20 protein-coding genes and 1 riboswitch are annotated in these 22,718 nt (G+C 64.7%); of the genes, 9 read left to right on the top strand and 11 right to left on the bottom strand.

Features of this window, described 5'->3' with window-relative positions:
• Window positions 1–14 precede the first annotated feature (14 nt).
• From pssA to ISG32_RS13270, 6 genes are all read right to left on the bottom strand, one after another.
• Window positions 15–635 carry a CDP-diacylglycerol--serine O-phosphatidyltransferase gene (pssA, locus tag ISG32_RS13295; RefSeq protein ID WP_228529783.1) on the bottom strand — a complete coding sequence of 207 codons (621 nt, stop codon included), beginning with the start codon at window positions 633–635 and terminating at the stop codon, window positions 15–17.
• Between the two features lie 96 nt (window positions 636–731).
• The gene (locus ISG32_RS13290; RefSeq protein WP_194771473.1) at window positions 732–1,520 is read right to left on the bottom strand and encodes a crotonase/enoyl-CoA hydratase family protein; all 789 of its coding nucleotides are present in this window, start codon (window positions 1,518–1,520) and stop codon (window positions 732–734) included.
• Window positions 1,521–1,796: 276 nt separating this feature from the next.
• Entirely contained in the window at window positions 1,797–2,825 is a 1,029-nt protein-coding gene (locus ISG32_RS13285; protein ID WP_194771472.1) for an acyl-CoA dehydrogenase family protein, read from the bottom strand.
• A 23-nt stretch (window positions 2,826–2,848) separates the two neighbouring features.
• On the bottom strand, window positions 2,849–4,021 hold the full coding sequence (locus tag ISG32_RS13280) for an acyl-CoA dehydrogenase family protein (protein WP_194771471.1): 1,173 nt from the start codon (window positions 4,019–4,021) through the stop codon (window positions 2,849–2,851).
• Window positions 4,018–5,253 carry a CaiB/BaiF CoA transferase family protein gene (locus ISG32_RS13275; RefSeq protein ID WP_194771470.1) on the bottom strand — a complete coding sequence of 412 codons (1,236 nt, stop codon included), beginning with the start codon at window positions 5,251–5,253 and terminating at the stop codon, window positions 4,018–4,020. Before ISG32_RS13275 ends, ISG32_RS13280 begins: the two co-directional genes overlap by 4 nt.
• The gene (locus tag ISG32_RS13270) at window positions 5,250–6,248 is read right to left on the bottom strand and encodes a Bug family tripartite tricarboxylate transporter substrate binding protein (RefSeq protein ID WP_194771469.1); all 999 of its coding nucleotides are present in this window, start codon (window positions 6,246–6,248) and stop codon (window positions 5,250–5,252) included. The genes ISG32_RS13275 and ISG32_RS13270 overlap by 4 nt, the downstream gene beginning before the upstream one ends.
• Window positions 6,249–6,386: 138 nt before the next feature.
• Here ISG32_RS13270 and ISG32_RS13265 point away from each other — a divergent pair, with 138 nt between their 5' ends.
• A complete protein-coding gene (locus ISG32_RS13265; protein WP_194771468.1) occupies window positions 6,387–7,316 on the top strand; it encodes a LysR family transcriptional regulator in 930 nt (309 codons plus the stop codon).
• 28 nt (window positions 7,317–7,344) lie between these two features.
• Here ISG32_RS13265 and ISG32_RS13260 read toward each other — a convergent pair whose 3' ends face one another.
• Window positions 7,345–7,584, bottom strand: a complete 240-nt coding sequence (locus tag ISG32_RS13260; protein ID WP_194771467.1) for a DUF6139 family protein — start codon at window positions 7,582–7,584, stop codon at window positions 7,345–7,347.
• 182 nt (window positions 7,585–7,766) lie between these two features.
• Between ISG32_RS13260 and ubiM the strand changes: the two genes are divergently transcribed.
• The 7 genes from ubiM (at window position 7,767) to ISG32_RS13225 (ending at window position 17,485) form a co-directional block, all read left to right on the top strand.
• Window positions 7,767–9,110, top strand: coding sequence for a 5-demethoxyubiquinol-8 5-hydroxylase UbiM (gene ubiM / locus ISG32_RS13255; RefSeq protein ID WP_194771466.1), 1,344 nt, complete (start codon window positions 7,767–7,769; stop codon window positions 9,108–9,110).
• A gap of 244 nt (window positions 9,111–9,354) precedes the next feature.
• Window positions 9,355–9,687, top strand: a complete 333-nt coding sequence (locus ISG32_RS13250) for a DUF4148 domain-containing protein (RefSeq protein WP_194771465.1) — start codon at window positions 9,355–9,357, stop codon at window positions 9,685–9,687.
• A 221-nt stretch (window positions 9,688–9,908) separates the two neighbouring features.
• Window positions 9,909–10,598, top strand: a complete 690-nt coding sequence (locus ISG32_RS13245) for a histidine phosphatase family protein (protein ID WP_194771464.1) — start codon at window positions 9,909–9,911, stop codon at window positions 10,596–10,598.
• A gap of 44 nt (window positions 10,599–10,642) precedes the next feature.
• Window positions 10,643–10,921, top strand: a riboswitch (cobalamin riboswitch).
• 132 nt (window positions 10,922–11,053) lie between these two features.
• Window positions 11,054–12,649 carry a PepSY-associated TM helix domain-containing protein gene (locus ISG32_RS13240; RefSeq protein WP_194771463.1) on the top strand — a complete coding sequence of 532 codons (1,596 nt, stop codon included), beginning with the start codon at window positions 11,054–11,056 and terminating at the stop codon, window positions 12,647–12,649.
• Window positions 12,646–14,748 (top strand): TonB-dependent siderophore receptor, encoded by a 2,103-nt coding sequence (locus ISG32_RS13235; protein ID WP_194771462.1) that lies wholly within the window; start codon window positions 12,646–12,648, stop codon window positions 14,746–14,748. Before ISG32_RS13240 ends, ISG32_RS13235 begins: the two co-directional genes overlap by 4 nt.
• 61 nt (window positions 14,749–14,809) lie before the next feature.
• A complete protein-coding gene (locus tag ISG32_RS13230) occupies window positions 14,810–15,439 on the top strand; it encodes a HupE/UreJ family protein (protein WP_194771461.1) in 630 nt (209 codons plus the stop codon).
• A 174-nt stretch (window positions 15,440–15,613) separates the two neighbouring features.
• Complete coding sequence (locus ISG32_RS13225) at window positions 15,614–17,485, top strand: B12-binding domain-containing radical SAM protein (RefSeq protein ID WP_407645054.1); 1,872 nt, start codon at window positions 15,614–15,616, stop codon at window positions 17,483–17,485.
• Window positions 17,486–17,499: 14 nt separating this feature from the next.
• Here ISG32_RS13225 and ISG32_RS13220 read toward each other — a convergent pair whose 3' ends face one another.
• From ISG32_RS13220 to ISG32_RS13205, 4 genes are read right to left on the bottom strand one after another with little or no spacing between them, the layout of a single operon-like run.
• Window positions 17,500–18,498 carry a Bug family tripartite tricarboxylate transporter substrate binding protein gene (locus ISG32_RS13220; protein WP_194771459.1) on the bottom strand — a complete coding sequence of 333 codons (999 nt, stop codon included), beginning with the start codon at window positions 18,496–18,498 and terminating at the stop codon, window positions 17,500–17,502.
• A 39-nt stretch (window positions 18,499–18,537) separates the two neighbouring features.
• Window positions 18,538–19,710 (bottom strand): acyl-CoA dehydrogenase family protein, encoded by a 1,173-nt coding sequence (locus ISG32_RS13215; RefSeq protein WP_194771458.1) that lies wholly within the window; start codon window positions 19,708–19,710, stop codon window positions 18,538–18,540.
• Window positions 19,711–19,730: 20 nt separating this feature from the next.
• The gene (locus tag ISG32_RS13210) at window positions 19,731–20,516 is read right to left on the bottom strand and encodes an enoyl-CoA hydratase/isomerase family protein (RefSeq protein WP_194771457.1); all 786 of its coding nucleotides are present in this window, start codon (window positions 20,514–20,516) and stop codon (window positions 19,731–19,733) included.
• A 15-nt stretch (window positions 20,517–20,531) separates the two neighbouring features.
• On the bottom strand, window positions 20,532–21,785 hold the full coding sequence (locus ISG32_RS13205) for a CaiB/BaiF CoA transferase family protein (protein WP_194771456.1): 1,254 nt from the start codon (window positions 21,783–21,785) through the stop codon (window positions 20,532–20,534).
• Window positions 21,786–21,929: 144 nt separating this feature from the next.
• Here ISG32_RS13205 and ISG32_RS13200 point away from each other — a divergent pair, with 144 nt between their 5' ends.
• Complete coding sequence (locus ISG32_RS13200; RefSeq protein WP_194771455.1) at window positions 21,930–22,682, top strand: IclR family transcriptional regulator; 753 nt, start codon at window positions 21,930–21,932, stop codon at window positions 22,680–22,682.
• Window positions 22,683–22,718 lie beyond the last annotated feature (36 nt).

Raw genomic sequence — 22,718 nt, 5'->3', positions numbered from 1 at the left:
TGCAGTGCTCTGGCTCAGAGCTTGGGGATCTTGATCCGGCTGATCATCAGCGAACCCGACAGCGCGAAGATCAGCACCAGCGGGTGCAGCGTGAAGCCGCCGATGATCACCTTGCCGAACCACAGGTGCTCGCGCACCGCGCCGGTCCACGCGGCGATCGCCAGCAGCAGCACCAGCACGAACGAGGTCGGGATCGGCGTGCCTTCAAAAAACTTGACCTTGCCCGTGCCTTCAGACATGACCTCGGCCGTCACGTTGTAGCGCGCCAGACGCGAGACGCCGCAGGCCACGAAGAAGGCCAGCAGGATGCGGTCATACAGCCCCTGCATGCCGCAGGCGTAGGCGATGATCGCGGGCGCCACGCCGAACGAGATCACGTCGGCCAGCGAATCGAGCTCGCGCCCCATGGCCGAGGACTTCTGGCGCCAGCGGGCGATGCGGCCGTCGAGCACGTCGAACACCAGAGCGGCAAACACCAGTGCAGCAGCGAAATAGATATGCCGCACATCGCCGGTTTCGAGAAAAGTCATTGCCGAAAACAGGGCTCCCACCCCACTGACGGCATTTCCCAGAGTGAACCAGTCCGCGAGATGGAACTCGCGGATCATCGAGAAACGTTTTGGACGATCGGTCATCCTCACATTATGAAGCGTTCAGGCGGCACGCCGCCAACTCGCTGATCGGGCAATCCCCGAGTGCTCGCTTTTTAAGCAATTCGGGGACATTCCGCCTTACTGGAACTTCGGTGCGCGCTTTTCGATAAAGGCCGTGACGGCTTCGCGGTGATCGGCGGTCTTGTGCGCCACCGCCTGGAATCCGGCCGACATTTCGAGCAGCGACGCAAGCGACGCGAGCTGGCCCTCGCGCAGCAGGCGCTTGGTCATGCGCATCACCGAGCCGGGATTGGCGGCGATCTTGGCGGCCAGCTTGTGGGCCTCGGCCAGCAGCTGGTCGGCCGGCACCACGCGCGAGACCAGACCGCAGGCCAACGCCTCCTGCGCGGTGATCGCCTCGCCGGTGAACGCCATCTCGGACGCCTTGGCATAGCCGACCGCGCGCGGCAGCAGCCATGCGCCGCCGTCGCCCGGCACGATGCCCACGCGCACAAAGCTCTCGGCAAACGTGGCGTTGTCGGCGGCGATGCGGATGTCGCACATGCAGGTCAGATCCAGCCCCGCGCCGATGGCCGGGCCGTTGACCGCGCAGATCACCGGCACGTCGAGCTGGTACATCGCGTTCGGAATGCGCTGGATGCCCTGGCGGTATTCCTCGCGGATCAGGTCGGGGGTGAGCGCGTCGTCGAAGAAGCGCTTCATGTCCTTGACGTTGCCGCCGGAGCTGAAGATCGGGCCCGCGCCGGTGAGGATGATGACCTTGACGCTGGTGTCCTTGCGCACGTCGTCGCAGAGGGCCACGAACTCGTCGACCGCGGTGTTGCCGGTGAGGGCGTTGCGGGTTTCGGGTTGGTTCATGGTGACGGTGAGGATGGGGCCGTCGCGTTGGATCTGGAGGAAAGTCATGGTTCGTGTCTCCTTGAGTATGGGGCTCTGATTTTCGGTGTCTCTTTTGACCGCCTGCTGTTTGGTTGAAGGCGGAGGCCGGGACTGCCCCCGGCGGGGCAATCACCTTTTTGCTTGCGCGCAAAAAGTAATCAAAAACGCGCTTTCAATACCTCCGGCGGAACTCGACTTCGCGCTGCGCGCTCCGCTCGGGCAACCGCCGGAAGTCAGTTTTGAAGAGGAGCGCTCGGCACTTCGCGTTGCTCGTGCCTTGCGCCCGACTTCGGGCGCCATTTTTCAGATTGTCTCTACGTCTGTGATTTTGCGGATCACGTCCAGTGTGAGGCCCTGAGCGTTCAGCAGCGCTTCTCCGGCCACGTTGTGCCAGAAGGATTCGCTGCCTGCGGTCTGGCGCCAGGCGTGCAGGCGGCGGGTGAAGAGTTGCAGATCGTATTCTTCGGTGAAGCCAATGGCGCCGTGGATGGCGTGTGCCGTCTCGGATACCGCGAGTGCGGCCTGGCTGCAGCGGGCCTTGCCGGTGGCCACGCGCAGGCGGTCTGGAGCAACGCTGTCGCCGCTGCAGGCGAGTTGCGCTGCCATGCGGGAGGCGAAGACATGTTCGCTCATTACGGCGAGCTGATGCTGGATGGCCTGGAACTTGCCGATGGGGCGGCCGAACTGCTGGCGCTCGTTGGCGTATTGCAGGGTGCGGTCGAACACGGATTTCAAGGCGCCGGCCATCTGCGCGGCGACGACGGCGGCCTGCGCGGTGCGCAGGTCGGTGGCCGATGGCACGACCGGTGCGGCCTGCCATTGCGCTGCCGGCCATTGCACGCCGGCATCGAGCGCCAGGGCCTGTGCGGAGAGCTGCGCGCCCTGGAGGCTCAGCAGACGGCATTCGCCATCGACTTCCAGCAGCACGGATTGCGCGACGCGGGCGTTGCGCACCAGTGCTGCGGTCACGTCGTCACCCGCACGCGCACCGCGCGCCAGCACGATGCGGCCTTCGGGCTTGTCCAGATTCGCGGCGGCGAGCAGGGCGCGTGCCAGCATGGTGTCGGCCAAGGGCAGCGGCAGCGCGTGGGCGCCGCATTGCTCGAGCACGCCGAAGACTGCGCCGAGGCCAAGGCCCGCACCGCCCTGCTCTTCGGACAGCATCGCGTCGGCGAGGCCGGTGGCTTCGAGCTGTTCCCAGAGCGCCGCCGTTTCGGGCGCGGCGTTGCCGTGTTCTTCGATGGCTCGCACAATGTGGGGCGTGCACTGGTCGGCCAGCACCTGCCGCGCCGCGTCGGCGAACAGGTCGTTGTCGTTGTGGCTGTTGCTCATCTCTGTGGTTCCTTCCAATCGAATCAACGCAGACCCAGACCGCGCGCGATCATGCCGCGCAGGATGTCGCGCGTGCCGCCACGCAGCGAGAACGAGGGCGACGCCTCGGTCACGTATTTGAGCGTCATGAGCAGCTCCACCGGCACGTCTTCGGCATCGCGCGAGAACAGGTCTTCGGCGATGGCGGCGGGGATGAACTGTTCGAGCGTCGTGCCCAGCTCCTTGACCAGCGCGGCCTCGACGATGGGGCTCGCGCCCTGCGTGAGCTTTTCCTGGACCGACACCGACATCGCGCGCAGCGGCGCGAGCTCGGTCAGCACATGGCCCGCGAGCTGCTGCGCGGACTGCGTGCGGCCCTGGGGCGTGCGCACGTAGTCGAGCCACTGGTCAAACAGCACGATGGACGAGAACAGCCGCTCCGGCCCGCTGCGCTCGAACGCAAGCTCCGCCGTGACCTGCTCCCAGCCCTGGCCTTCCGCGCCGATCAGCGCGTCGGCGCCGAGCTGCACGTTTTCAAAGAACACTTCGCAGAAATGGCTGTCGCCCGAGAGATCCTGGATCGGCCGCACGGTCACGCCCGGCAGCGACAGATCGACGATCACCTGCGACAGGCCCTTGTGGCGATCTTCGCTCGTGCCCGAGGTGCGCACCAGCGCGATCATGTACTGGCAGTGGTGCGCGTTGGTGGTCCAGATCTTCTGGCCGTTGAGCAGAAAGCCCTTGTCGTTGGGCACGGCCTTGGTGCGCACGCTCGCGAGGTCCGAGCCCGAATTGGGCTCGCTCATGCCGATGCAGAAGAACGCCTCGCCCTTGCAGACCTTGGGGATGTAGAACTGCTTTTGCGCCTCGGTGCCGTACTTCAGAATCAGCGGTGCGCTCTGGCGGTCGGCGATCCAGTGCGAGCCGACCGGTGCGCCGAAGTTGAGGAATTCCTCGACCAGCACGTAGCGCGTGAACGCGCTGCGCCCGCCGCCGCCGTAGGCCGTGGGCAGGGTCACGCCGAGCCAGCCCTTCGCGCCGAGCTTGCGGCTGAAGTCGCTGCTGTAGCCGCCCCAGGAGCGCGCGCGGATGTGCGCGGGCATGTCCTTGGTGGCCTCGGCCAGAAACGCGCGCACCTCGGCGCGCAGGGCCTCGTCCGCTGCGGGAATGCGCGTGAGGCTCAATGAATCGAGGCTGCCGTTGCTGCTGCTGCTCATGCCAAAACTCCCTTGTCTTTCAATGCGTTGATCTGCTCCGGCGTCAGATGCAGGTGGCGTGCGAGCACGTCGTTCGTGTGCGCGCCCAGCTCGGGCGGCGCGAGGCGGTAGTCCACCGGCGTGTCCGAAAGGCGGATCGGGCTCGCCACGATGGGCACGTCGCCCGCCTGTGGGTGCTCCATCGCGAGCTGCATGCCGCGCGCACGCACCTGCGGATCATCGAACACGTCACGCACGGTGTTGATCGGGCCGCAGGGCACGGCGTGCTGCTCGAGCAGCGCAATCCAGTCCCTGGTCGATTTCGTCACCGTGAGTTCGCGGATCATCGCGATCAGCTCGACGCGGTTGGCGAGCCGCGCGGTGTTGGTCTGAAAGCGCGCGTCCTGCGCCCACCCTGCCACGCCCGCCGCGTTGCAAAAGCGCGCGAACTGGCCGTCGTTGCCGATGGCGAGAATCATGTAGCCGTCTGCCGTCTGGAAATCCTGATACGGCACGGTGTTCGGATGCGCGTTGCCCATGCGCTGGGGCACATTGCCGCTGTAGAGAAAGTTCATGCCCTGATTGGCGAGGCAGGCCACCTGCACGTCGAGCAGCGCGAGGTCGATGTGCTGACCGCGCCCGGTGTGCTCGCGCGCCTGCAGCGCCGCGAGAATCGCGGTGCTCGCGTACAGCCCCGTGAGAATGTCGGTGAGCGCCACGCCCACCTTCACCGGGCCGCCGCCGGGCTCGCCATCGGGCTTGCCGGTGATGCTCATGAGCCCGCCCATTCCTTGAATGAGAAAGTCGTAGCCCGCGCGGTGCGCGTACGGCCCGCTGTGGCCGAAGCCGGTGATCGAGCAATAGACCAGCCGCGGATTGAGCGCGGACAGCGTCTCGTAATCGAGCCCGTACTGCGCGAGCCCGCCGGTCTTGAAGTTCTCGACCAGCACGTCGCACTGCATCGCCAGATCGCGCACGATCTGCTGGCCCTCGGGCTGTGTGATGTCCACCGCCACCGACTGCTTGTTGCGGTTGGCGCACATGTAGTAGGCCGACTCGCGCGTGCGCTCGCCCTGCCTGTTTTCCACAAACGGCGGGCCCCAGGCGCGCGTGTCGTCGCCGACTTCGGGGCGCTCGATCTTGATGATTTCCGCGCCCAGATCACCGAGCGTCTGCGCGGCCCAGGGACCAGCCAGCACGCGCGAGAGATCAAGCACCTTCACGTGCTTGAGAGCACCATGGTTCGTGCTCATTGCAGCGGCACCTTGGCCTGCACGACGATGCGCTTCCACAGCGCGATCTCGTTCTTCTGGAATTCGCGCATCTGCTGCGGGCCGCCGGTCATCGGGGTCGCGCCGATGCGCTCGTAGAACGCGCGGGTCTCGTCCGTCTTCGAAATTTGTGTGAACAGGTCGGCGAGCTTCTGCGTTTCGGCGGCGGGCGTCTTGGCGCTCACCATCGCGCCCACCCAGGTGTAGGCCTCAAAGCCCGGCAGACCGGCCTCGGCGAACGTGGGCACGTCGGGCGAGGTGCCCACGCGCTTGTCCGAGGCCACGGCGAACACCTTCACGCGCCCGCCCTTGGCGAGTTCCTGCACGGCGGTGACTTCGGCGAAGGTGAAATCCACCGTGCCGCTCGCGACCGCCGTGGTGGTTTCGCCCGCGCCCTTGAACGGCACGTGCACGGTCTGCACCTTGGCCGTGTCGTTGAGCAGTTCGCCCATGAGCTGATAACCCGCCGAGCCCGCGCCGAAGTTCACCTTGCCGGGGTTGGCCTTGGCGTAGGCGAGCAGGCCCTTCAAGTCCTGATACGGCGCGCTCGGCGCGACGGCCAGCATCGCGGGCGATCGCATCATCATCGTGAGCGGCGAGAAATCCGTCACCGGGTCATACGGCAGCTGCTTGAACAGCGCGGCGTTCACCGCCAGCGTCGAATTGCTGCCGATGAACACGGTGTAGCCGTCTGCCGGAGCGGAAAGCACCTGCTTGACCGCCATGAAGCCGTTCGCGCCGGGCTTGTTCTCCACAACCACGGCCTGGCCGGTCAGGTCCTGCAGCTTCTTGGCGAAGTAGCGCGCCGAGGTGTCCGTGCCGCTGCCCGGGCCGAAGGGCACGACGAACTTGATGGTCTTGGACGGAAAGCCATCGGCGTGCGCGAACGGCGTGCCGAAGGCGGAAGCGGCCAGCAGGCTGGCGGCGGCGAGCGTGCGCAGGGCGGACCTGCGGGTCTGGAAAGTCTGGAAAGGCATGTCTTGTCTCCTTGGAAGGCTCTGGCTTCCGGCGGGGTCGTCGCCCCAAACAACTACTGGAGCCCCCACTCTAGGATTCACACATCATGCTGTCTAATATTACTTTTTTCAAAATCGATACTGAATTAGTATTGATCCATGAATCTCCGCCAGCTCCGCCAATTCATCACGCTCGCCGAGACCGGCAATTTCCACCGGGCGGCGGAGCAGCTGCACATGGCGCAGCCGCCGCTGTCCGTGTCGATCCGCAAGCTCGAGGAGGAGCTGGGCAGTCCGCTGTTCGAGCGCACCTCGTCGGGCGTGCGCCTCACCGCCGCGGGCGAGGCCATGCTGGAGGACGCGCGCGCCTCGCTGCTGCACGCCGAGCGCTGCCGCCACGCGGTGCAGGACACGCGCTCGGGCGACGGCGGGCTGGTGCGGCTCGGGATCATCGGCTCGGCCACCTATGCGCTGCTGCCCGAGCTGATTCCGTCGCTGCGCGCGCGCTATCCCAAGATCGAGCTGGAACTCAGCGAGGCCACGTCCTCGGAAATTCTGGAGGGACTCGTCACGCGCCGCTTCGACGCGGGTCTGCTGCGCTACCCGGTGCTCAACCCGAGCGGCTTCGAGATCCTGCCGCTGGACCGCGACGATTTCGTGCTGGCCGTCTCCGAGCAAAGCCCGCTCGCCGAGCGCGACGCCATCGCGCTGTCGGAAGCGGCCGGGGAGCCCTTCATCATGTATCCAGCCGACAAGGTGCCCGGCCTTTCCGCGCTCGCGATGCTGCGCTGCCAGTTCTCGGGCTTCGTGCCGCATGTGGCGCAGGAGGCCATGCAGGTGCAGACCATCATGAGTCTGGTCGCGTCGGGGCTGGGCGTGGGGCTGGTCGCGAGCGTATCGCGGCGGATGATGCCGCGCGGCATCAAATGCCTGTCGCTCACCGACAATCCGCCGGGCTTTCACGTGGGCATCGCGCTCGCGCTGCTGCCGGGCGGCGGCAACCGCACGGTGGAGAAATTCACCGAACACGCGCTGCGCTTCTCGAGCGTGTCCCGCGACGACCGGACCAATCCGGACCGGCCGGTATGAACAGTTGATGTGAACGGCAGAACTTCGCTCAGCCGCCCGTCATCTGCGCCACGCTGGTGATCGCATAGCGCTTCTTGCCGAGCTGCGCGCCGGGGTTCTCGATGCCGTATTCCGGCCAGCTCGGAAGATCCTCGTTGAGATCGACGCCGCGCGCCTCGTCGTGCCATTCCCAGTCGGTCACCTCCTGCGGGATCGGCCTGCCTTTCGGCACGACGAGATGGGAAAACTTGCCATTGGCTTCGGCGCGGCGGAATACGTCTACGAGCATGTCTGCGTCCTCTGGTTGGCTGAAAATCGGGGCAATGGGTAGATCCACTCTACTCCACGCTTTCCGTCCGTTCTGTCAGAAAACATCGGCAAGCCGCCGCCCCGCCTTGACTCAGGGCAATGCGATTGCTTGTCATGCATCACACAATGCCAACGCATTCCGTGTTTTCAAAAGTTGCCGTCATGAACCCGTCCGATCTGCTCCCCTCCCCCCGCACCCCAGCCGGCGCGCATGACTGCGACGTGCTCATCGTCGGCGGCGGACCGGCGGGGCTGTCGCTGTCGATCGCGCTGGCGCAGGCGGGTCTGCACAGCATCGTGCTCGAGCAGCAGAGCGAGGCCACGCTCGCCGAACCGCCCGCCGACGGGCGCGAGATCGCCCTCACCCACCCCAGCGTGGAGCTGCTCGCGGCGCTCGGCTCGTGGTCCGAGCTCGCCGAGCACGAGATCGGCCGCATCCGCGAGGCCCATGTGCACGACGGCGCGGTGCAAAGCGTTGCCGGCATGAGCCTTGACGCGCTTGGCAGCGGCGAGGAGCACCTCGGCTGGATCGTCCCCAACCACGCACTGCGCCGCAGCGCCCATGCCGTGGCGGCACGCTGCCCGCAGGTACGGATTTTCGACAACGCCAAGGTGCTCGGCGTGAGCACCACAAGCGACAGCGCCACGCTCGAATACCAGCGCAGCGGCGAACCCAAGGCCAGCCTGCGCGCGCCGCTGGTAGTGGCCGCCGACAGCCGCTTTTCCGCCACCCGCCGCCAGCTCGGCGTGGGCGCCGACATGACCGACTTCGGCCGCACCGTCATCGTCTGCCGCATGCGCCATGAACAGCCCCACCACGACGTCGCCCACGAATGCTTTGGCTACGAACGCACGTTGGCCGTGCTGCCGCTGCAGGACGATCCCGTCACCGGCGACCACCTCTGCTCCGCCGTGGTGACGGCCGACAGCGCTGAAGCCCAGGAACTGATGGCCCTGCCCGCCAAAGCCTTCACCGCCAAGGTGCAGTCGCAGTTCGACGGACGCCTCGGCGCGATGCGGCTCGTGGGCGAACGCCACGCCTATCCGCTGGTGGCCGTCTACGCGCACCGCTTCGCCGGCCACCGTTTCGCGCTGCTGGGCGACGCGGCCGTGGGCATGCACCCGGTCACCGCGCACGGCTACAACCTCGGTCTGGCCAGCGTGCGCGAACTCGCCGACGCGCTGCAGCATGCGCGCGAGCAGGGCCAGGACATCGGCAACACCGCCCATCTGCAGCGCTTCGCACGCGCCCACCACCGCCATGCCTGGCCGATCTTCCAGGGCACGAACACCGTCGTGCGCCTGTTCACCAACGCCAGGCCGCTGCCGCGTCTGCTGCGCCAGTTGGTGCTCAAAAGCGCCAACGTGCTGCCGCCGGTCAAATCCGCCATCGTGCAGCAGCTCACCGGGCGCGGCCTGTTCGCCATCGGCGCCGCTGGAGGGGCCGGCGCCCCGCGCTCGTCTCGCACCACGCACACCGTGCGCGCCCACTTCAGCAACCGCTGACGACCCCGTTCCGCAGGCGGTGCTCCACAGGCTTCGGGGAGAAGTTCCGCCCTATTGTTTCGATTTTCGGAATTATCAGTTGCTCGACAGGTGGTTTTTCCCGGGATTGGATCGGAATACAGTTCATTCATCGATTCGACACACGCTTCGAAACCCCATCGATGGAGCCAAAAACCACGGCAGTCACCAACCTGGATTGCCACCGCTCCAGCCCAAACCCATCAGGTTGAAAGCAAGAAAAGGAATGAACATCATGAAGAACGTTATCCGCTCCGCCGCCGCAGTCGCCCTGATGAGCCTCGGCGCCCTCTCCGCTCAGGCCCAGGTGCAAAGCGCAGAAGCCGGCTTCGCTCCCGACATCGCCAACGCCCAGAGCTCGCTGTCCCGCCAGCAGGTCAATGTCGATTTCGTGAAGGCCCGCCAGGCCGGCAAGCTGCAACTGAACGGTGGCAACACCTACCAGCCAGTCAACGACATCCAGGCCCCTTCGCAAGTCAGCCGCGCCGATGTGAAAGCCGAAGCCGTTGCCGCCAACCAGCATGGCGCCCTCCTGTCGCAAGGCAACTCGGTTCAATGAACCCGCGGCATCTTCTCCGCTGATGGAGTGAATGAAACTCCCCGCCAGAGCGGGCGAGGCCTTCGGGTCTCGCCCGCTTTGTCCTTTCCAGGTGAGCGGCAAGGGGCAGAGGGGAGCGAACAAAGGGGCGTCACGATTGCGTCATGTGCACTGCCTAGCATGCGGCGCTGAACCACCGATCCAACCGCGTCCCCATCCACTCGCCCGCCACCATGAAGAAGATGCACCACCGACTCCTCGGCGCTCTCGCGCTCGCCACCGCCATCGTTCTGCCCAGCGCCCACGCGGCCGAGGACGGCGTGCTCGACATCTACCTCGTGCGCCACGGCCAGACGAACTGGAATCTCGAGAAGAAGCTCCAGGGCGCGACCGACAACGCGCTCAACGAGACCGGCACGAAACAGGCTAATGAGCTCGGCCAGAAGCTCGCGGGCGTGAAGTTCGACCACATCTACTCAAGCGGCCTGCGCCGCGCCAAGGACACCGCCGCCGCCTTCGCGGGCAGCGCCAAGGTCACGCCCCTGCCGGAACTCAACGAGCGCTCGTTCGGCAAGTTCGAAGGCATCTACGAAGACGAGCGCAGCGCCGTCGAGTTCGCCGAATTCGGCAAGCGCGTGACCGTGCTCGACGACAGCCTCGACGGCGGCGAATCCCTGCAGTCGCAGGCCAGTCGCGTGAAGACCGCCGTCAACAGCATCCGCCAGCAGCATGGCAAAGGCGGAAACGTCGCCATCGTCGCGCACGGCGGCGTAAACCCGCTGGTGCTGGCCGCGCTGCTCGACATCCCCGTCGCCGAGGCCGTCTCCCGCATCAAGCAGGGCAACGACGAGGTCTATCTGGTGCGCCTGCGCGAAGGCCAAAGCCCCAGCGTGTGGAAGCAGGTGGTGCGCGGTACGCTGGAGCAGCTTTGAATGCTGCCGCGTGTCGCGCGGCAAGACCACTTGGCTTTCTGAGTAGAATCTGCTCCGCATCAGGTGCTTCAGTGCGCAATCAGCGTATTGGAGTGAAACGGGAAACAGGTGCGTGGCGATTCGTTCGGCTGAGACCGACGCATTCCACCAATCCTGCACTGCACCCGCAACGGTAATCAGAGATGTTCAACGCAAGTCATGACCCACGGTCATGGCAGCCACTGCGCAAGCGGGAAGGCGCGTTCGAACCTCGGCTCGGTATTCATTTTTGAACCGTGCTGAACTCTGTAAGTCCGGAGACCGGCCCGATGTGAAAACCAGGCGCAGCGGGAATGTATGCAGCTTGATGGATGAGTGAGCGCGCATTTTCGCCGCCCACCTGTTCCTCCTTTTCCTTCCCCTGCACTTTTTCAATCGTCCGGCCCGGGTCGAGGCCAGACTGACTGTGGATTTGCATGGCGCGAGGCTCCCGCAATCTGTCACCCATGGCGTGGGTGTATCAAACGCATCGCTGGCTGGGCTTGCTGTCCGGCTGGTTGCTGTTCGTCATCTGCGTGACGGGCACGTTGGTCGTCTACAAGCACCCCCTCAAAGTCTGGTCCAACCCCACGCTGGTCAACGTACCCGTGCCCGATGGCGCGACCACCATGTCTCCCGATGAGGCCCTGCATCGCTTTCGCAGCGCCTATCCGCAGGTCACTCCGCGTCTGCTGGCGTTTCCGTCAGACGCCTACTCGATCCACAGTTACTCCTACGCCATTCCCGGTGGCCGTGCCTGGATCAATCCGCAAACAGGCCATCTGGTTCACGGGCTGCCATCGGACTTTGCCGATTTCGTGCAGCGCCTGCACGCGGGTCTGTGGATGGGTGGCAAAGGCCGCTGGGTCGTCGGGGCGCTCGGCATTCTCATGTTCGGCTCACTGCTCACGGGGTTGATCTTTCATTGGCGACGCCTCGGGCGAGACCTGTTTCATCTGCGTTTGCGCCGCACTGCGCCTCGCAAGGCATGGAGCGACCTGCACAAGTTCAGCGCGGTCTGGCTACTGGGTTTTCATCTGCTGATTGCGCTGACCGGCGCGTGGCTCGGCATCGAGTCGCTGGTCGGTCTTCGCAACCCGCCAGCGCCGAATCTGGTCGGCCAGGAGCGCGTGATCGATCCCATGCCGACGATCGAGCGCTTTCTCTCCAGCGCACATGCCAGCATGCCTGAGCTGACACCTACGCACATCAACTTCGCGGCCTATGGCCAGGGGCCGTCGTCCGTGCGCGTGCAGGGCGAACTGCCGGGACTGGAGTTGGTGCAACGCGGCCAGACGATGGTCGTCATGCATGCAGAAGATGCCAGCCTGCTGGGCGTGGTGGACCGGCGCGAGCAAGGCCTGCTCGCCCATGTGCTGGCCATGATGCGGCCACTGCACTACGGCTACTTCGGTGGGCCGTGGATGGAGCTGGCCTACCTCGTGATGGGTGCGGCATGCTCCATGCTGGTGTTCTCCGGTCTTGCCGTGTGGTGTTCACGCGAGGCCGACGCGATGCAGCGCCGACGCGGCAACGGTCACGCCCCGCAGGCACCGGATCTGTTCATGGCGCGCCTCAATGTGGGCGTCACGCAAGGACTGCTGCTGAGCCTGCTTCTGGCCGCCGCCGTCGCGCAACTCAACTGGACGCCATGGCCGGCGCACTTGCACAGCGTACTGGGCGAGGTGCGCTTCGCCGCGTCTCACAACCTCCTCGGCGACGCGCCTGTCGCTGTGGAGCTATGGGCCTTTCTCATCACATGGGGCGTTCTGGCTCTGGCCCTGAGCATTTCGAAAAAGACCGCTCGGGCTTGGATGCTGGGCTGGCTGTTCATCGCCTTGTTGCTCGTACTGCTGCCTTGTCTGTCCGCCATGAGCAGCGGCGGCTGGCAAGCGGACTGGCAGCGCGCACGCGCCGAACCATTCTGGATTGCCATGGCCTGCTTTGGCGCAGCAGTGCTCAGCCTTGCAGGTGCATGGCACATGCGGTCGAGACATCACATCAATTCAAACCAGGAGAGAGTCAGAAAATGAAGCGAGACCTTAGGCGAAACCCAAGTTCGTTCCCGAATCCATTGGCCGTTGTGCTGCTGAGCGCCATTGCTCCGTCGGCCTTTGCGCAGGCCGAGGCCGAGATCAAGCAACTGCCGGAAGTCACGGTGCGCCAGACCGCAGACACCATCTCGTCCAACGTCGCCACACGGCTGCCGGCCAGCGCCATGGAGACCCCGTTCACCGTGACCTCTGTGGACTCGGAGCTGATCGAGCACACCGGGGCCAGCAACCTGTCTGATGTCATGCGCTACGCCGCCATCGTGGGCGGCACCGACAACTTCGGCAACTCCGGCGAATTTTTCAGTTCGCGCGGCTTTCAGCTCTCCGCCGGCAACAACTACTTCCGCGACGGGCTGCGCTATCGCAAGTACGGTCAGGTGCCGCTGTATGACATCGAGCGGGTCGAGTTTCTTCGCGGCCCGGCATCGGTGCTGTATGGCGCTCTGGAGCCTGGTGGCGTGGTCAACATCGTCAGCCGCCAGCCTCAAAAAACATTTGGCGCATCGGTAGGAATCAAACTCGGTCAGGACGACTACCGCCGCGCCACCGTGGACATCACCGGCCCGATGAACGATCAGGTGCGTTATCGATTGCAGGCGCTCGATCAGGATTCCGACAGCTTCCGCGACGTAGTCACCCAGCGCGCCAAGGGCGTGAGCGGACAGGTGGATGTGGACCTCACCTCCGACACTTTGCTGACCCTGCGCGCAAGCCACTACACCGACCGCCGCACCGGCGATCGCGGCACCGTGCTGGCAACGCGGGCAGATGGCAGCATCGGCTTTGCGGAGGTGCCGCGCTCGCGCTTTCTGGGTGAACCCTACGCGCAATTCCAGTTCCGCGACACCAATCTTTCTGCCGGACTACGCCATCGCTTCAACGACCAGTGGCAATTGCGCGCCGACATCGTTCATTCGCGGCAGGACGAAGATCGCACCTACATGTGGTTCCTCTCCGACAACTCGCCTGTCGGCACCAACGGCCAACTTCGCCGCCAGGTCGGCGATTGGGACGCCACACTGCGCGGCAGTCTGGGTCGTCTGGAAACCTTGGGTTCCTTCGCGACGGGAGATCTGACACACCGCCTGCTCGTCGGTGCCGAGTTCGAGCGTTTCACCAACCGCCGCACCAACAATCGCTACGAGACAAATTCCATCAATATCTACCACCCGGTCTACTCGCACACTCGTCCCGCCAACGGAAAGCAGACGCTGGCCTCAACCTACGCAGAGCGTTTCGACAGCAATGGCCTGTATATCCAGAACATGATGAACTGGCGCGACGCAGTCACCGTACTGGTCGGCGCGCGCTATGACGCTGTGGACTCCAAAGACCCGGATTCCCGAAGCGATCGCGATCACTCCAAAGGCGTGACACCGCAGTTGGGCATCGTGTTTCATCCAGCGCCCTGGCTGTCACCCTACCTCAGCTATACGCGTTCGTTCATGCCGCAAGACGGAGTCGACCGCAACGGCAATCGATTCGATCCGCAGAAATCAAGGCAATGGGAGGCTGGCGTCAAACTGGACCTGCAGGATCAGAAAACCTTCATCACGCTGGCGGCCTATCAGCTGGAAAAGCGCAACCTCAAGATGACGGACCCGGACGATCCGAGCTTCTCCCGTCTGTCGGGCCTGCGCCGCAGCAAGGGACTGGAAGCCGCGGTGCACGCCAAACCGGCGTCCGGGCTGAATCTGACGGCGAACTGGGCCTACGCAGCAGAAGCCAAATTCATTGAGGACAACAAGTACGCAGGCAACACCACGCCCAACGTTCCGCGCCACGCGCTGGGCCTGTTTGCGGACTACCAGTTTCAAGGTGAGTGGAATCAATGGGGCGCCAATGCCGGCCTGACCTATGTCGGCATGCGCCAGGGCACGGACAACAACAGTTTCCAGTTGCCCGCCTACACCCTGATCGACCTGGGCGTCCGGTACCGCGCCACACGCAACGTGATCGTCACGGCGAGTGTGAAGAACCTCACGGATCGCACGTACTACACCGGCTCCATCAATGCCACAACCATCGGCGTGGGCACGCCGCGCCGTGCGTATGTGGGTCTCGAATGGCGCATGTAAGCGCCTTGCCTGACATGCCCATCACGCCACCTCATCATCAACCAAAGGAGTCCTCATCATCATGAAATCCATGTTCAAAATCCTGTCCGGCACCACCTTGGCATGCGCCAGCGTGGCGGCATCCGCTCACCACGCCATGGACGGAGCCATGCCCGACACGTTCGCGCAAGGCCTGATCTCGGGCCTTGCGCACCCCATCATCGGCCTGGACCATTTGGCCTTCATCGTGGCCGCAGCCTGGTTGATCGCCAAACTGCCTGCCGCCACGCGTTCGGCACTGGCCGCCGTGTTCGTCGCAGGCTCGATTCTGGGCACGGTGCTGCATGTGAATCTGCTTGATCTTCCGGGCTCGGAATTGCTGGTGGCGCTGTCTGTACTCGTCGCCGGGGTACTCGTGTGGACGGGCAAGCTCCAGTCTGCCAGCGCGCTGTGGATGATTCTGCCCATCGCCGGCGTGTTCCACGGATACGCCTACGGCGAATCCATCGTCGGTGCGGAAAACACCGCACTCTATGCCTATCTGCTGGGATTCGCGCTCATTCAATGGCTGGTCATGACCGGCATTTCGGCAGCCCTCAACAAATTGCGGACCACGCAGTTTTCACGTTCTGCCATTGCCGCAGGAGTGGCGGTGACGGCGGTGGGTCTGTGGTTCAGCATCAGCCAGACCGCTGGAATGCTGGCTGCCTGACAGGCAGCTTGTCTCGGGAATCGGGATGCTCAGGCCGTCCCAATTCCTCAGCAGTGCATTGCGTATCCCGCTACGCGATAATTGCAAGGCTCCAGCCCATGCGCTGCAGAGCCTTGCAACACCCACTACGCCATGCACCATGCCTCTCAGCGTGTGCTGTCCATCATCCCGCCGATGACGCAGCTGAACACGCCCTATCCGTCCACCGCCTACCTCACGGGATTCCTGCGCTCGCGCGGCATCGATGCCGTTCAGGAAGATCTGGCGCTGGCGCTGGTGCTGCGGCTGCTCTCCAAACAAGGCCTGCAGCAGGTGGCCGAGCAGGTCGCGAAGATTCCGCCGAAGCTGCAGAGCCCCGCCGTGCAGTTCTTCACCGAACACCAGGACCGCTACCTCGCCACCATCACGCCCGTGATCGCCTTTCTGCAGGGGCGCGACACCACGCTTGCGCACCGCGTCGTGAGCCGCACCTATCTGCCCGAGGGCCCGCGCTTTGCGTCGCTTGACGTGTATGTGGACGACGAGGGCGGCGATCCGCTGGGCTGGGCCTTTGGTGCGCTCGGGCTCACGGACCGCGCCAAGCATCTCGCGACGCTGTATCTCAACGATCTGGCCGACGTGCTGCGCGATGCGGTGGATGAACGCTTCGAGTTCGTGCGCTACGCCGAATCGCTGGCCGCGAGCCAGCCGAGCTTTGATCCGCTGGCCGACGCGCTCGCGGCCGAGCCCACGCTGGTCGATGATCTGCTCGCACAGCTCACGCTCGCCGCCGTTGAGCGGCATCGGCCCGATGTGGTGCTGCTGTCCGTGCCCTTCCCCGGCTCGGTCTACGCGGCCTTCCGTATCGCGCAGACCATCAAGGCCCGCCATCCGCAGATCAGGACCGTGCTCGGCGGCGGCTTTGTGAACACCGAGCTGCGCGAACTCGCCGAGCCGCGCGTTTTCGACCATGTGGATTTCGTCACGCTCGACGCGGGCGAGCGCCCGCTGCTCGCGCTGCTCGAGCACCTGCGCGGCGAACGCGGCGCCTCGCGTCTCGTGCGCACCTTCGCGCGCGATGAGGCCACCGGAGAAGTGCGCTACCTCAACATGATGGAGGCCGACATCGCGTTCGCAGAGGTTGGCACTCCTACCTGGGACGGCCTGCCGCTGGAGCGTTATCTGTCGCTGCTCGACATGCTCAACCCCATGCACCGCCTCTGGAGCGACGGCCGCTGGAACAAGCTCACCGTCGCGCATGGCTGCTACTGGAAGAAGTGCAGCTTCTGTGATGTCAACCTCGACTACATCGGCCGCTACGAGGGCGCGAGCGCCAGCGTGCTCGCCGACCGCATCGACGCCATCGTCGCCGAAACCGGCCAGACCGGCTTTCACTTCGTCGACGAAGCCGCACCGCCCAAGGCCCTCAAGGCACTCGCGCACGAGCTCATAGCCCGCAACACCGACATCTCGTGGTGGGGCAATGTGCGCTTCGAAAAAACCTTCACGCCCGACCTCGCGAGCCTCATGGCCGACAGCGGCTGCATCGCGATCTCGGGCGGCCTCGAAGTCGCCTCCGACCGCCTGCTCGAACTCATGAAAAAGGGCGTGAGCGTCGAACAGGTCGCGCGCGTCACCAAGGCCTTCAGCGACGCGGGCATCCTCGTGCACGCCTACCTGATGTACGGCTTTCCCACGCAGACCGTGCAGGACACCGTCGACGCGCTCGAATACGTGCGCCAGCTGTTCGAGAACGGCTGCATCCAGAGCGGCTTTTTCCACCGCTTTGTCTGCACCGTGCACTCACCCGTCGGCAAGAACCCAGAGGAATACGGCGTCACCCTCCTGCCCCTGCCCGAGAGCGACTTCGCGCGCAACGACGTGGGCTTCGTCGACCCCACCGGCGTCGATCACGACGCCCTCGGCGACTGCCTGAAGAAGGCCATCTACAACTACATGCACGGCATCGGCCTCGAAGACGACGTGCGCATGTGGTTCCCGTTCAAGGTGCCCAAGACCACGGTCAAGCGCGACAAGATCGCGCGGGCGTTGCATCAGCGGCATTGAACGGGCCAGCGCGATCAATCCACCTTCGCGCCGGAAAACTTCACCACCTCGCCCCATTTCTGGATGTCGCCCGCAAGCTGCTTTTCGAATTGCTCGGCAGTGCCGCCCAAGGGGGCATAGCCGAGGCTCACGAGCCGGTCACGGAATGCGGGCGTCTTGAGCGCGGCGTTGATGGCCGCGTTGATTTTCTGGCGCACGTCGGCGGGCGTGTTCTTGGGCGCAAGCAGGCCGAACCAGGTTTCCGACACGAGCGCGGGCATGCCCAGTTCCACCGTGGTCGGCACGTCGGGCAGAATGTCCGCGCGCTTGTCGGACATGACGGCGATGGCGCGCACACGACCATCCTTTGCAAACGGCGCGGCCGCCGTCACGCCGGGAAACGCCAATTGCAACCGACCACCGACCAGATCCGTGAGCACCGCGCCTGGCGAGGTGTAGGGCACATGCTGCATGTTCACGTCCTGTGTTTTCTTGTACAGCTCACCGGACAGGTGATATGAGCTGCCGCTGCCCGTGGAGCCGAAGTTGAGCGCACCCGGCTGGGCCTTGGCGAACTGCGTGAGCTCGGCGGGTGTCTTCACGTTCAGCGAAGGGTGCACGATGATCACGTTGGGCACCGAACCGATGAGCACGATGGGATCGAGATCTTTCTGCGGATGGTAGGGCTTGGCGTTGTAGAGCGTGATCGCGGGCACGAGCGTTCCGGTCCAGCTGAACAGCAGGGCGTAGCCATCGGCGGGTGATTTGACCACCGACGCTGAACCCACGTTGCCGTTGGCGCCGGGGCGGTTTTCCACCACAAAGGATTGCCCCAGCACCCGCGCCAGTTCCTCTGAGACCAGACGCGCCAACGGATCAGCGCTTCCACCCGGCGCCGCAGGCACGATCACGCGCACCGGTTTGCTCGGCCAGGTGTCCGCCTGCGCGAGCGGCATCCAGCCCGCTGAAGCCGCCAGCATGACAGCGGCTGCACACAGAGTGCGTCGGGTGGTTGGGGATGGTTGAATCTTCATGGTTTGTCTCCTGCCTTTTTTGCTGCTTTGTTTGCATCGTCAATACGATTTCGGCATGCCCAGCACGCGCTCGGCGATGTGGCTCAGAATGAGTTCGCGACTCACGGGGGCGATGCGAGGGATCATGATTTCGCGCAGGTAGCGCTCAACGTGAAATTCTTTGGAATAGCCCATGCCACCATGCGTGAGGATGGCTTGCTCGCAGGCCTTGAAGCCTGCCTCCGCCGCGAAGTATTTGGCGGCATTGGCCTCGGCGCCGCATTCGCGGCGGTTGTCGTAGAGCCATCCGGCTTTCATCATCAGAAGCTGCGCCGCTTCGAGCTCGATCCAGTTCTTCGCAAGTGGATGCTGGATGGACTGGTTCTTGCCAATCGGCCGATCGAACACCACGCGCTCGCGCGCATAGCTCGACGCCTTGGCGAGCGCCGCGCGGCCCACGCCGATGGCCTCGGCGGCCAGCAGGATCCGCTCGGGGTTCATGCCGTGCAGGATGTACTTGAAGCCCTTGCCCTCCTCGCCGATGCGGTCCTCCACGGGGATCTCGAGACCGTCGATGAACAGTTCATTGGAGTCCACGCATTTGCGTCCCATCTTCTCGATCAGGCGCACGTCGATCTTCGAGCGATCGAGGTCGGTGTAGAACAGCGTGAGCCCGTGCGATTGCTGGCCCGGCGCCAGGTCCTCGAGCGCCGTGGTGCGTGCCAGCAGCAGAATCTTGTCTGCGACCTGCGCAGTGGAGATCCATACCTTCTGGCCATGCACCACATACTTGTCGCCCTCTCGCACCGCACGTGTTTTCAGCTTGGTGGTGTTCAGACCCGCATTCGGCTCGGTCACGCCAAAGCAGGCCTTGACCTCGCCACGCGCGATCGGCGGCAGCATGCGGCGTTTCTGCTCGTCGGTGCCGTAGACCACCACCGGCATCAGGCCGAAGATGTTGATGTGAATGGACGAGGCACCGCTCATGCAGGCCCCCGATTCGGCAATGGTCTGCATGAGCACGCAGGCCTCCTGCACGCCAAGGCCTGCGCCGCCGTATTCCTCGGGCAGCGCGGTGCCAAGCCAGCCCGCATCGCCCATCGCGCGGTAGAAGTCGTGCGGGAATACACCGTCGGCGTCGCGCTCCAGCCAATAGCTTTCGGGAAAACGCGTGCACAGATCCTGCACGGCTTCGCGAATGGCCTGCTGTTCGGTGGTCAGTTCAAAACTCATCTGGATTCATCCCCAAAGATTCAACGGCCCTGCCAGCGCGGTGCGCGCTTTTCGGCAAACGAGCGCGGCCCCTCCTGCGCGTCTTCGCTGAGATACACCGACTCGAACAGATGCTGCGCCGATCGCAGCGCGGCGGAGCGGCCCATTTCGGTCGAGAGGTACACAAGTTCTCGCGCCGCCTTGACGGTGAGCGGCGCGTTGGCGGCAATGCTTGAGGCAAGCTCCAGGGCGCAGTTGCGCAGATCGGAAAGCGGCACCACCCGGTTCACGTAGCCCAGCGCCATGGCACGTTCTGCGGAAAGAGGTTTGCCGGTGAGCAGCACCTCCATCACGATGCGCTGCGGCAGCATGTGGATGAGCGGCGCGGCCCAGGGCATGCCGCGCCCGACCTTGGCTTCGGTGATGCCGAAGGTGGCGTGATCGGCGGCCACGCACAGATCGCACATCTGCGCGAACAGCCAGCCGCCCGCGAGCGCCACACCGTTGACGGCGGCGATCGTCGGTTTGCTCATCGGCACGCCGTCTCCGAGCACCGGGATCAGATCGCGGGGCGGAACCTTGAGGCCCATGGCTGCGGCTTCCTTCAGGTCCATGCCGGCGCAGAAGGCCTTGTCGCCCGCGCCGGTGAGAATGCCCACCCGCAGCGCACTGTCTTCGTCCAGTTTTTTCCAAGCGGCGCGAAGACCCTGAGCGAGGCCACCGCTGATGGCATTGCGCTGCGCGGGGCGGTTCATGGTGATGACGGCGATGCCGCCGTCCACCACTTCAAAGGTCACTTCGTCTCCGAGATGTTCGATGGACTGCATGGGGCGTGCTCCAGTTCAGGCAGTGGAAGTTGTGGCGTTGGCCGCGGCGTTCACCATGGCCTGCACCTGACTCTCGCTGTAGCCCAGTTCGCGCAGCACTTCGGCCGTATGCTGGCCGAGCGTGGGCACAGGGCGCGGCGGAGCGGGCTTGCGGTTCGTCCACGTGACTGGATTGCGCGGGGACTTGATCGCGCCCTCGGTAGGGTGCATCACATCGGTGAAGAAATCGGTGGCCACGAGGTGCGGGTCCTGCATCAGGCTTTGCAGACTGTGCATGGGCATGAAGGGCACATCGGCGCGCTCGAGAATCGCGATCCACTCATCGGTGGTGCGTTCTTCGAAGATGCCTGCCAGTACGTCATAGACATGATCGATGTGCTGCGTGCGCTGCGCGTAGCTGGCGAATCGCTCGTCGTCGCGCATCAGCGCCTCGCGCCCGATCTCGCGCAGAAAGCCCTGCCACTGCTTGTCGTTGTAGACCAGTGCGCAGATGTAGCCGTCCTGCGTGCGATAGGGGCGGCGCTGCGGCGAAAGCTGGCGCGCGTAGCCACCACCATCCAGCGGTGGATCGAAGGTCAGGCCGCCCATGTGATCGCCCATGATGAAGGCCACCATGGTCTCGAACATGGGGATGTCGATGCGGTCGCCCTGCCCCGTGCGCTCGCGCGCCAGCAGGCTTGCCAGAATCGCGCCCACCCCGGTGAGCCCGACAATGCGGTCGCACAGCGCGTTGGGCACATAACGCGGAATGCCGCCCGACGCCTTCGCGATGAGATGCGGCAGTGCGCAGGCGCCCTGAATGAGGTCGTCATACGCCGGGCGCGCGGCGTAGGGGCCGTCCTGCCCGTAGCCGAACAGCCCCGCGTAGATGATGCGTGGATTGAGCGCCTTGACTGCTTCGTAGCCGAGCCCCAGCCGCGCCATGGCCTGTGGGCGCACGTTGTACACGAGCACGTCGGCATCAGCGATGAGCTTGTGCAACGCGGCCATGCCATCGTGCGACTTCAGGTCGAGCACGACGCTGCGCTTGTTGCGGTTGGCGTTGAGAAATACAGGCCCCATACCGTCGTGCCGGGCCGGGCCGATCTGGCGCACCAGATCGCCTTGCGGCGCTTCGATCTTGATCACGTCCGCACCCATGTCGCCGAGGTTCTGCGATGCGAACGGCCCCATGAGCACCGAGGTCAGATCCAGCACGCGCACGCCTGCGAGCGGCCCCCCGAAAGCAGGGTCTTGCTCAGTGGCAGAAGCATCATCATTCTTGTGCATGAACAAATCATACACATACAAGAACAAATAGGCAGTATCCTTGCCTCCATGTTTTCCCTGAGTCGGATCCACTCCCGCTTCGGCGGTTAAATTCCATGCGTCGCCGCGCTCCGCGGCCCGCCACAGATCACTGTCAGCATCACCGTGAACGTCAAACAAGCCGCCAACGTCCTCGAACTGCTCGAATTCTTCGCCGCCCATCAGCGGCCCGCGAGCCTTGCCGAAATTGCCAAGCATTTCGACTGGCCGCGCTCGAGCACCTTCAACCTGCTGGGTACTCTGGCGCAGCGCGGCTATCTATATGAGCCGCGCCCCAAGGCTGGCTACTACCCCACGCCCGCCTGGGCCACCCTCATAGGCAAGATCGAGCAATCCCAGCCGATGCCCAAGGACATGCGCGCATTGCTCGAGCAGCTGGTGGCCGACACGGGCGAAACCGCCGTGCTGGCCGCAGTGAGCGGATCCGATGCGCTGTTCGTGGAAACCGTCGAATCGCCCCATTCCGTGCGCTACGCCGCCCCCGTGGGCAAGCGCGTACCACTGCACACCACCGCCACGGGACGTACGCTTCTGTCACAGATGCGCGCGGATGAGCGGGCGGGAGTGCTGCGCAAGGTCGCCTTCGAGCAGTACACGCCCACCACGCTGATGTCCGCCGAAGAGGTGGAAGCGGAGATCGCCCTGTCGGTGCGACGCGGCTGGTTTCAGGGCAACGCGGAATTCACGCCCGAACTGGGGGGCGTCTGCATGGCGCTGGCCCTTGGCGAGCGGCGCTTTGCCTTGCTGGTGGCGGGACCGATGTACCGCGTGTCGCATCGTCTGCCGGAACTTGCGGGGCACATCCGCCAGCGCATCGATGCCTATCTGGCCGCGCACGTCCACGAGTCCGGAAGCTGAAGGCCGCCGCACTGACCATCCGTATCGCCCCGCTGC

The sequence above is a fragment of the Diaphorobacter caeni genome (assembly GCF_015354245.1).
Lineage (GTDB): Bacteria > Pseudomonadota > Gammaproteobacteria > Burkholderiales > Burkholderiaceae_C > Diaphorobacter_A > Diaphorobacter_A caeni.
Note: the sequence above shows the minus strand (reverse complement) of the source record. Positions and strands in the feature narration are given on the sequence as shown.

What these genes read in the sequence shown, in the direction of transcription:
- pssA (WP_228529783.1), bottom strand. Translation starts at nt 635, where the DNA reads ATGACCGATCGTCCAAAACGTTTCTCGATGATCCGCGAGTTCCATCTC.
- ISG32_RS13290 (WP_194771473.1), bottom strand. Translation starts at nt 1,520, where the DNA reads ATGACTTTCCTCCAGATCCAACGCGACGGCCCCATCCTCACCGTCACC.
- ISG32_RS13285 (WP_194771472.1), bottom strand. Translation starts at nt 2,825, where the DNA reads ATGAGCAACAGCCACAACGACAACGACCTGTTCGCCGACGCGGCGCGG.
- ISG32_RS13280 (WP_194771471.1), bottom strand. Translation starts at nt 4,021, where the DNA reads ATGAGCAGCAGCAGCAACGGCAGCCTCGATTCATTGAGCCTCACGCGC.
- ISG32_RS13275 (WP_194771470.1), bottom strand. Translation starts at nt 5,253, where the DNA reads ATGAGCACGAACCATGGTGCTCTCAAGCACGTGAAGGTGCTTGATCTC.
- ISG32_RS13270 (WP_194771469.1), bottom strand. Translation starts at nt 6,248, where the DNA reads ATGCCTTTCCAGACTTTCCAGACCCGCAGGTCCGCCCTGCGCACGCTC.
- ISG32_RS13265 (WP_194771468.1), top strand. Translation starts at nt 6,387, where the DNA reads ATGAATCTCCGCCAGCTCCGCCAATTCATCACGCTCGCCGAGACCGGC.
- ISG32_RS13260 (WP_194771467.1), bottom strand. Translation starts at nt 7,584, where the DNA reads ATGCTCGTAGACGTATTCCGCCGCGCCGAAGCCAATGGCAAGTTTTCC.
- ubiM (WP_194771466.1), top strand. Translation starts at nt 7,767, where the DNA reads ATGAACCCGTCCGATCTGCTCCCCTCCCCCCGCACCCCAGCCGGCGCG.
- ISG32_RS13250 (WP_194771465.1), top strand. Translation starts at nt 9,355, where the DNA reads ATGAACATCATGAAGAACGTTATCCGCTCCGCCGCCGCAGTCGCCCTG.
- ISG32_RS13245 (WP_194771464.1), top strand. Translation starts at nt 9,909, where the DNA reads ATGCACCACCGACTCCTCGGCGCTCTCGCGCTCGCCACCGCCATCGTT.
- ISG32_RS13240 (WP_194771463.1), top strand. Translation starts at nt 11,054, where the DNA reads ATGGCGCGAGGCTCCCGCAATCTGTCACCCATGGCGTGGGTGTATCAA.
- ISG32_RS13235 (WP_194771462.1), top strand. Translation starts at nt 12,646, where the DNA reads ATGAAGCGAGACCTTAGGCGAAACCCAAGTTCGTTCCCGAATCCATTG.
- ISG32_RS13230 (WP_194771461.1), top strand. Translation starts at nt 14,810, where the DNA reads ATGAAATCCATGTTCAAAATCCTGTCCGGCACCACCTTGGCATGCGCC.
- ISG32_RS13225 (WP_407645054.1), top strand. Translation starts at nt 15,614, where the DNA reads ATGACGCAGCTGAACACGCCCTATCCGTCCACCGCCTACCTCACGGGA.
- ISG32_RS13220 (WP_194771459.1), bottom strand. Translation starts at nt 18,498, where the DNA reads ATGAAGATTCAACCATCCCCAACCACCCGACGCACTCTGTGTGCAGCC.
- ISG32_RS13215 (WP_194771458.1), bottom strand. Translation starts at nt 19,710, where the DNA reads ATGAGTTTTGAACTGACCACCGAACAGCAGGCCATTCGCGAAGCCGTG.
- ISG32_RS13210 (WP_194771457.1), bottom strand. Translation starts at nt 20,516, where the DNA reads ATGCAGTCCATCGAACATCTCGGAGACGAAGTGACCTTTGAAGTGGTG.
- ISG32_RS13205 (WP_194771456.1), bottom strand. Translation starts at nt 21,785, where the DNA reads ATGCACAAGAATGATGATGCTTCTGCCACTGAGCAAGACCCTGCTTTC.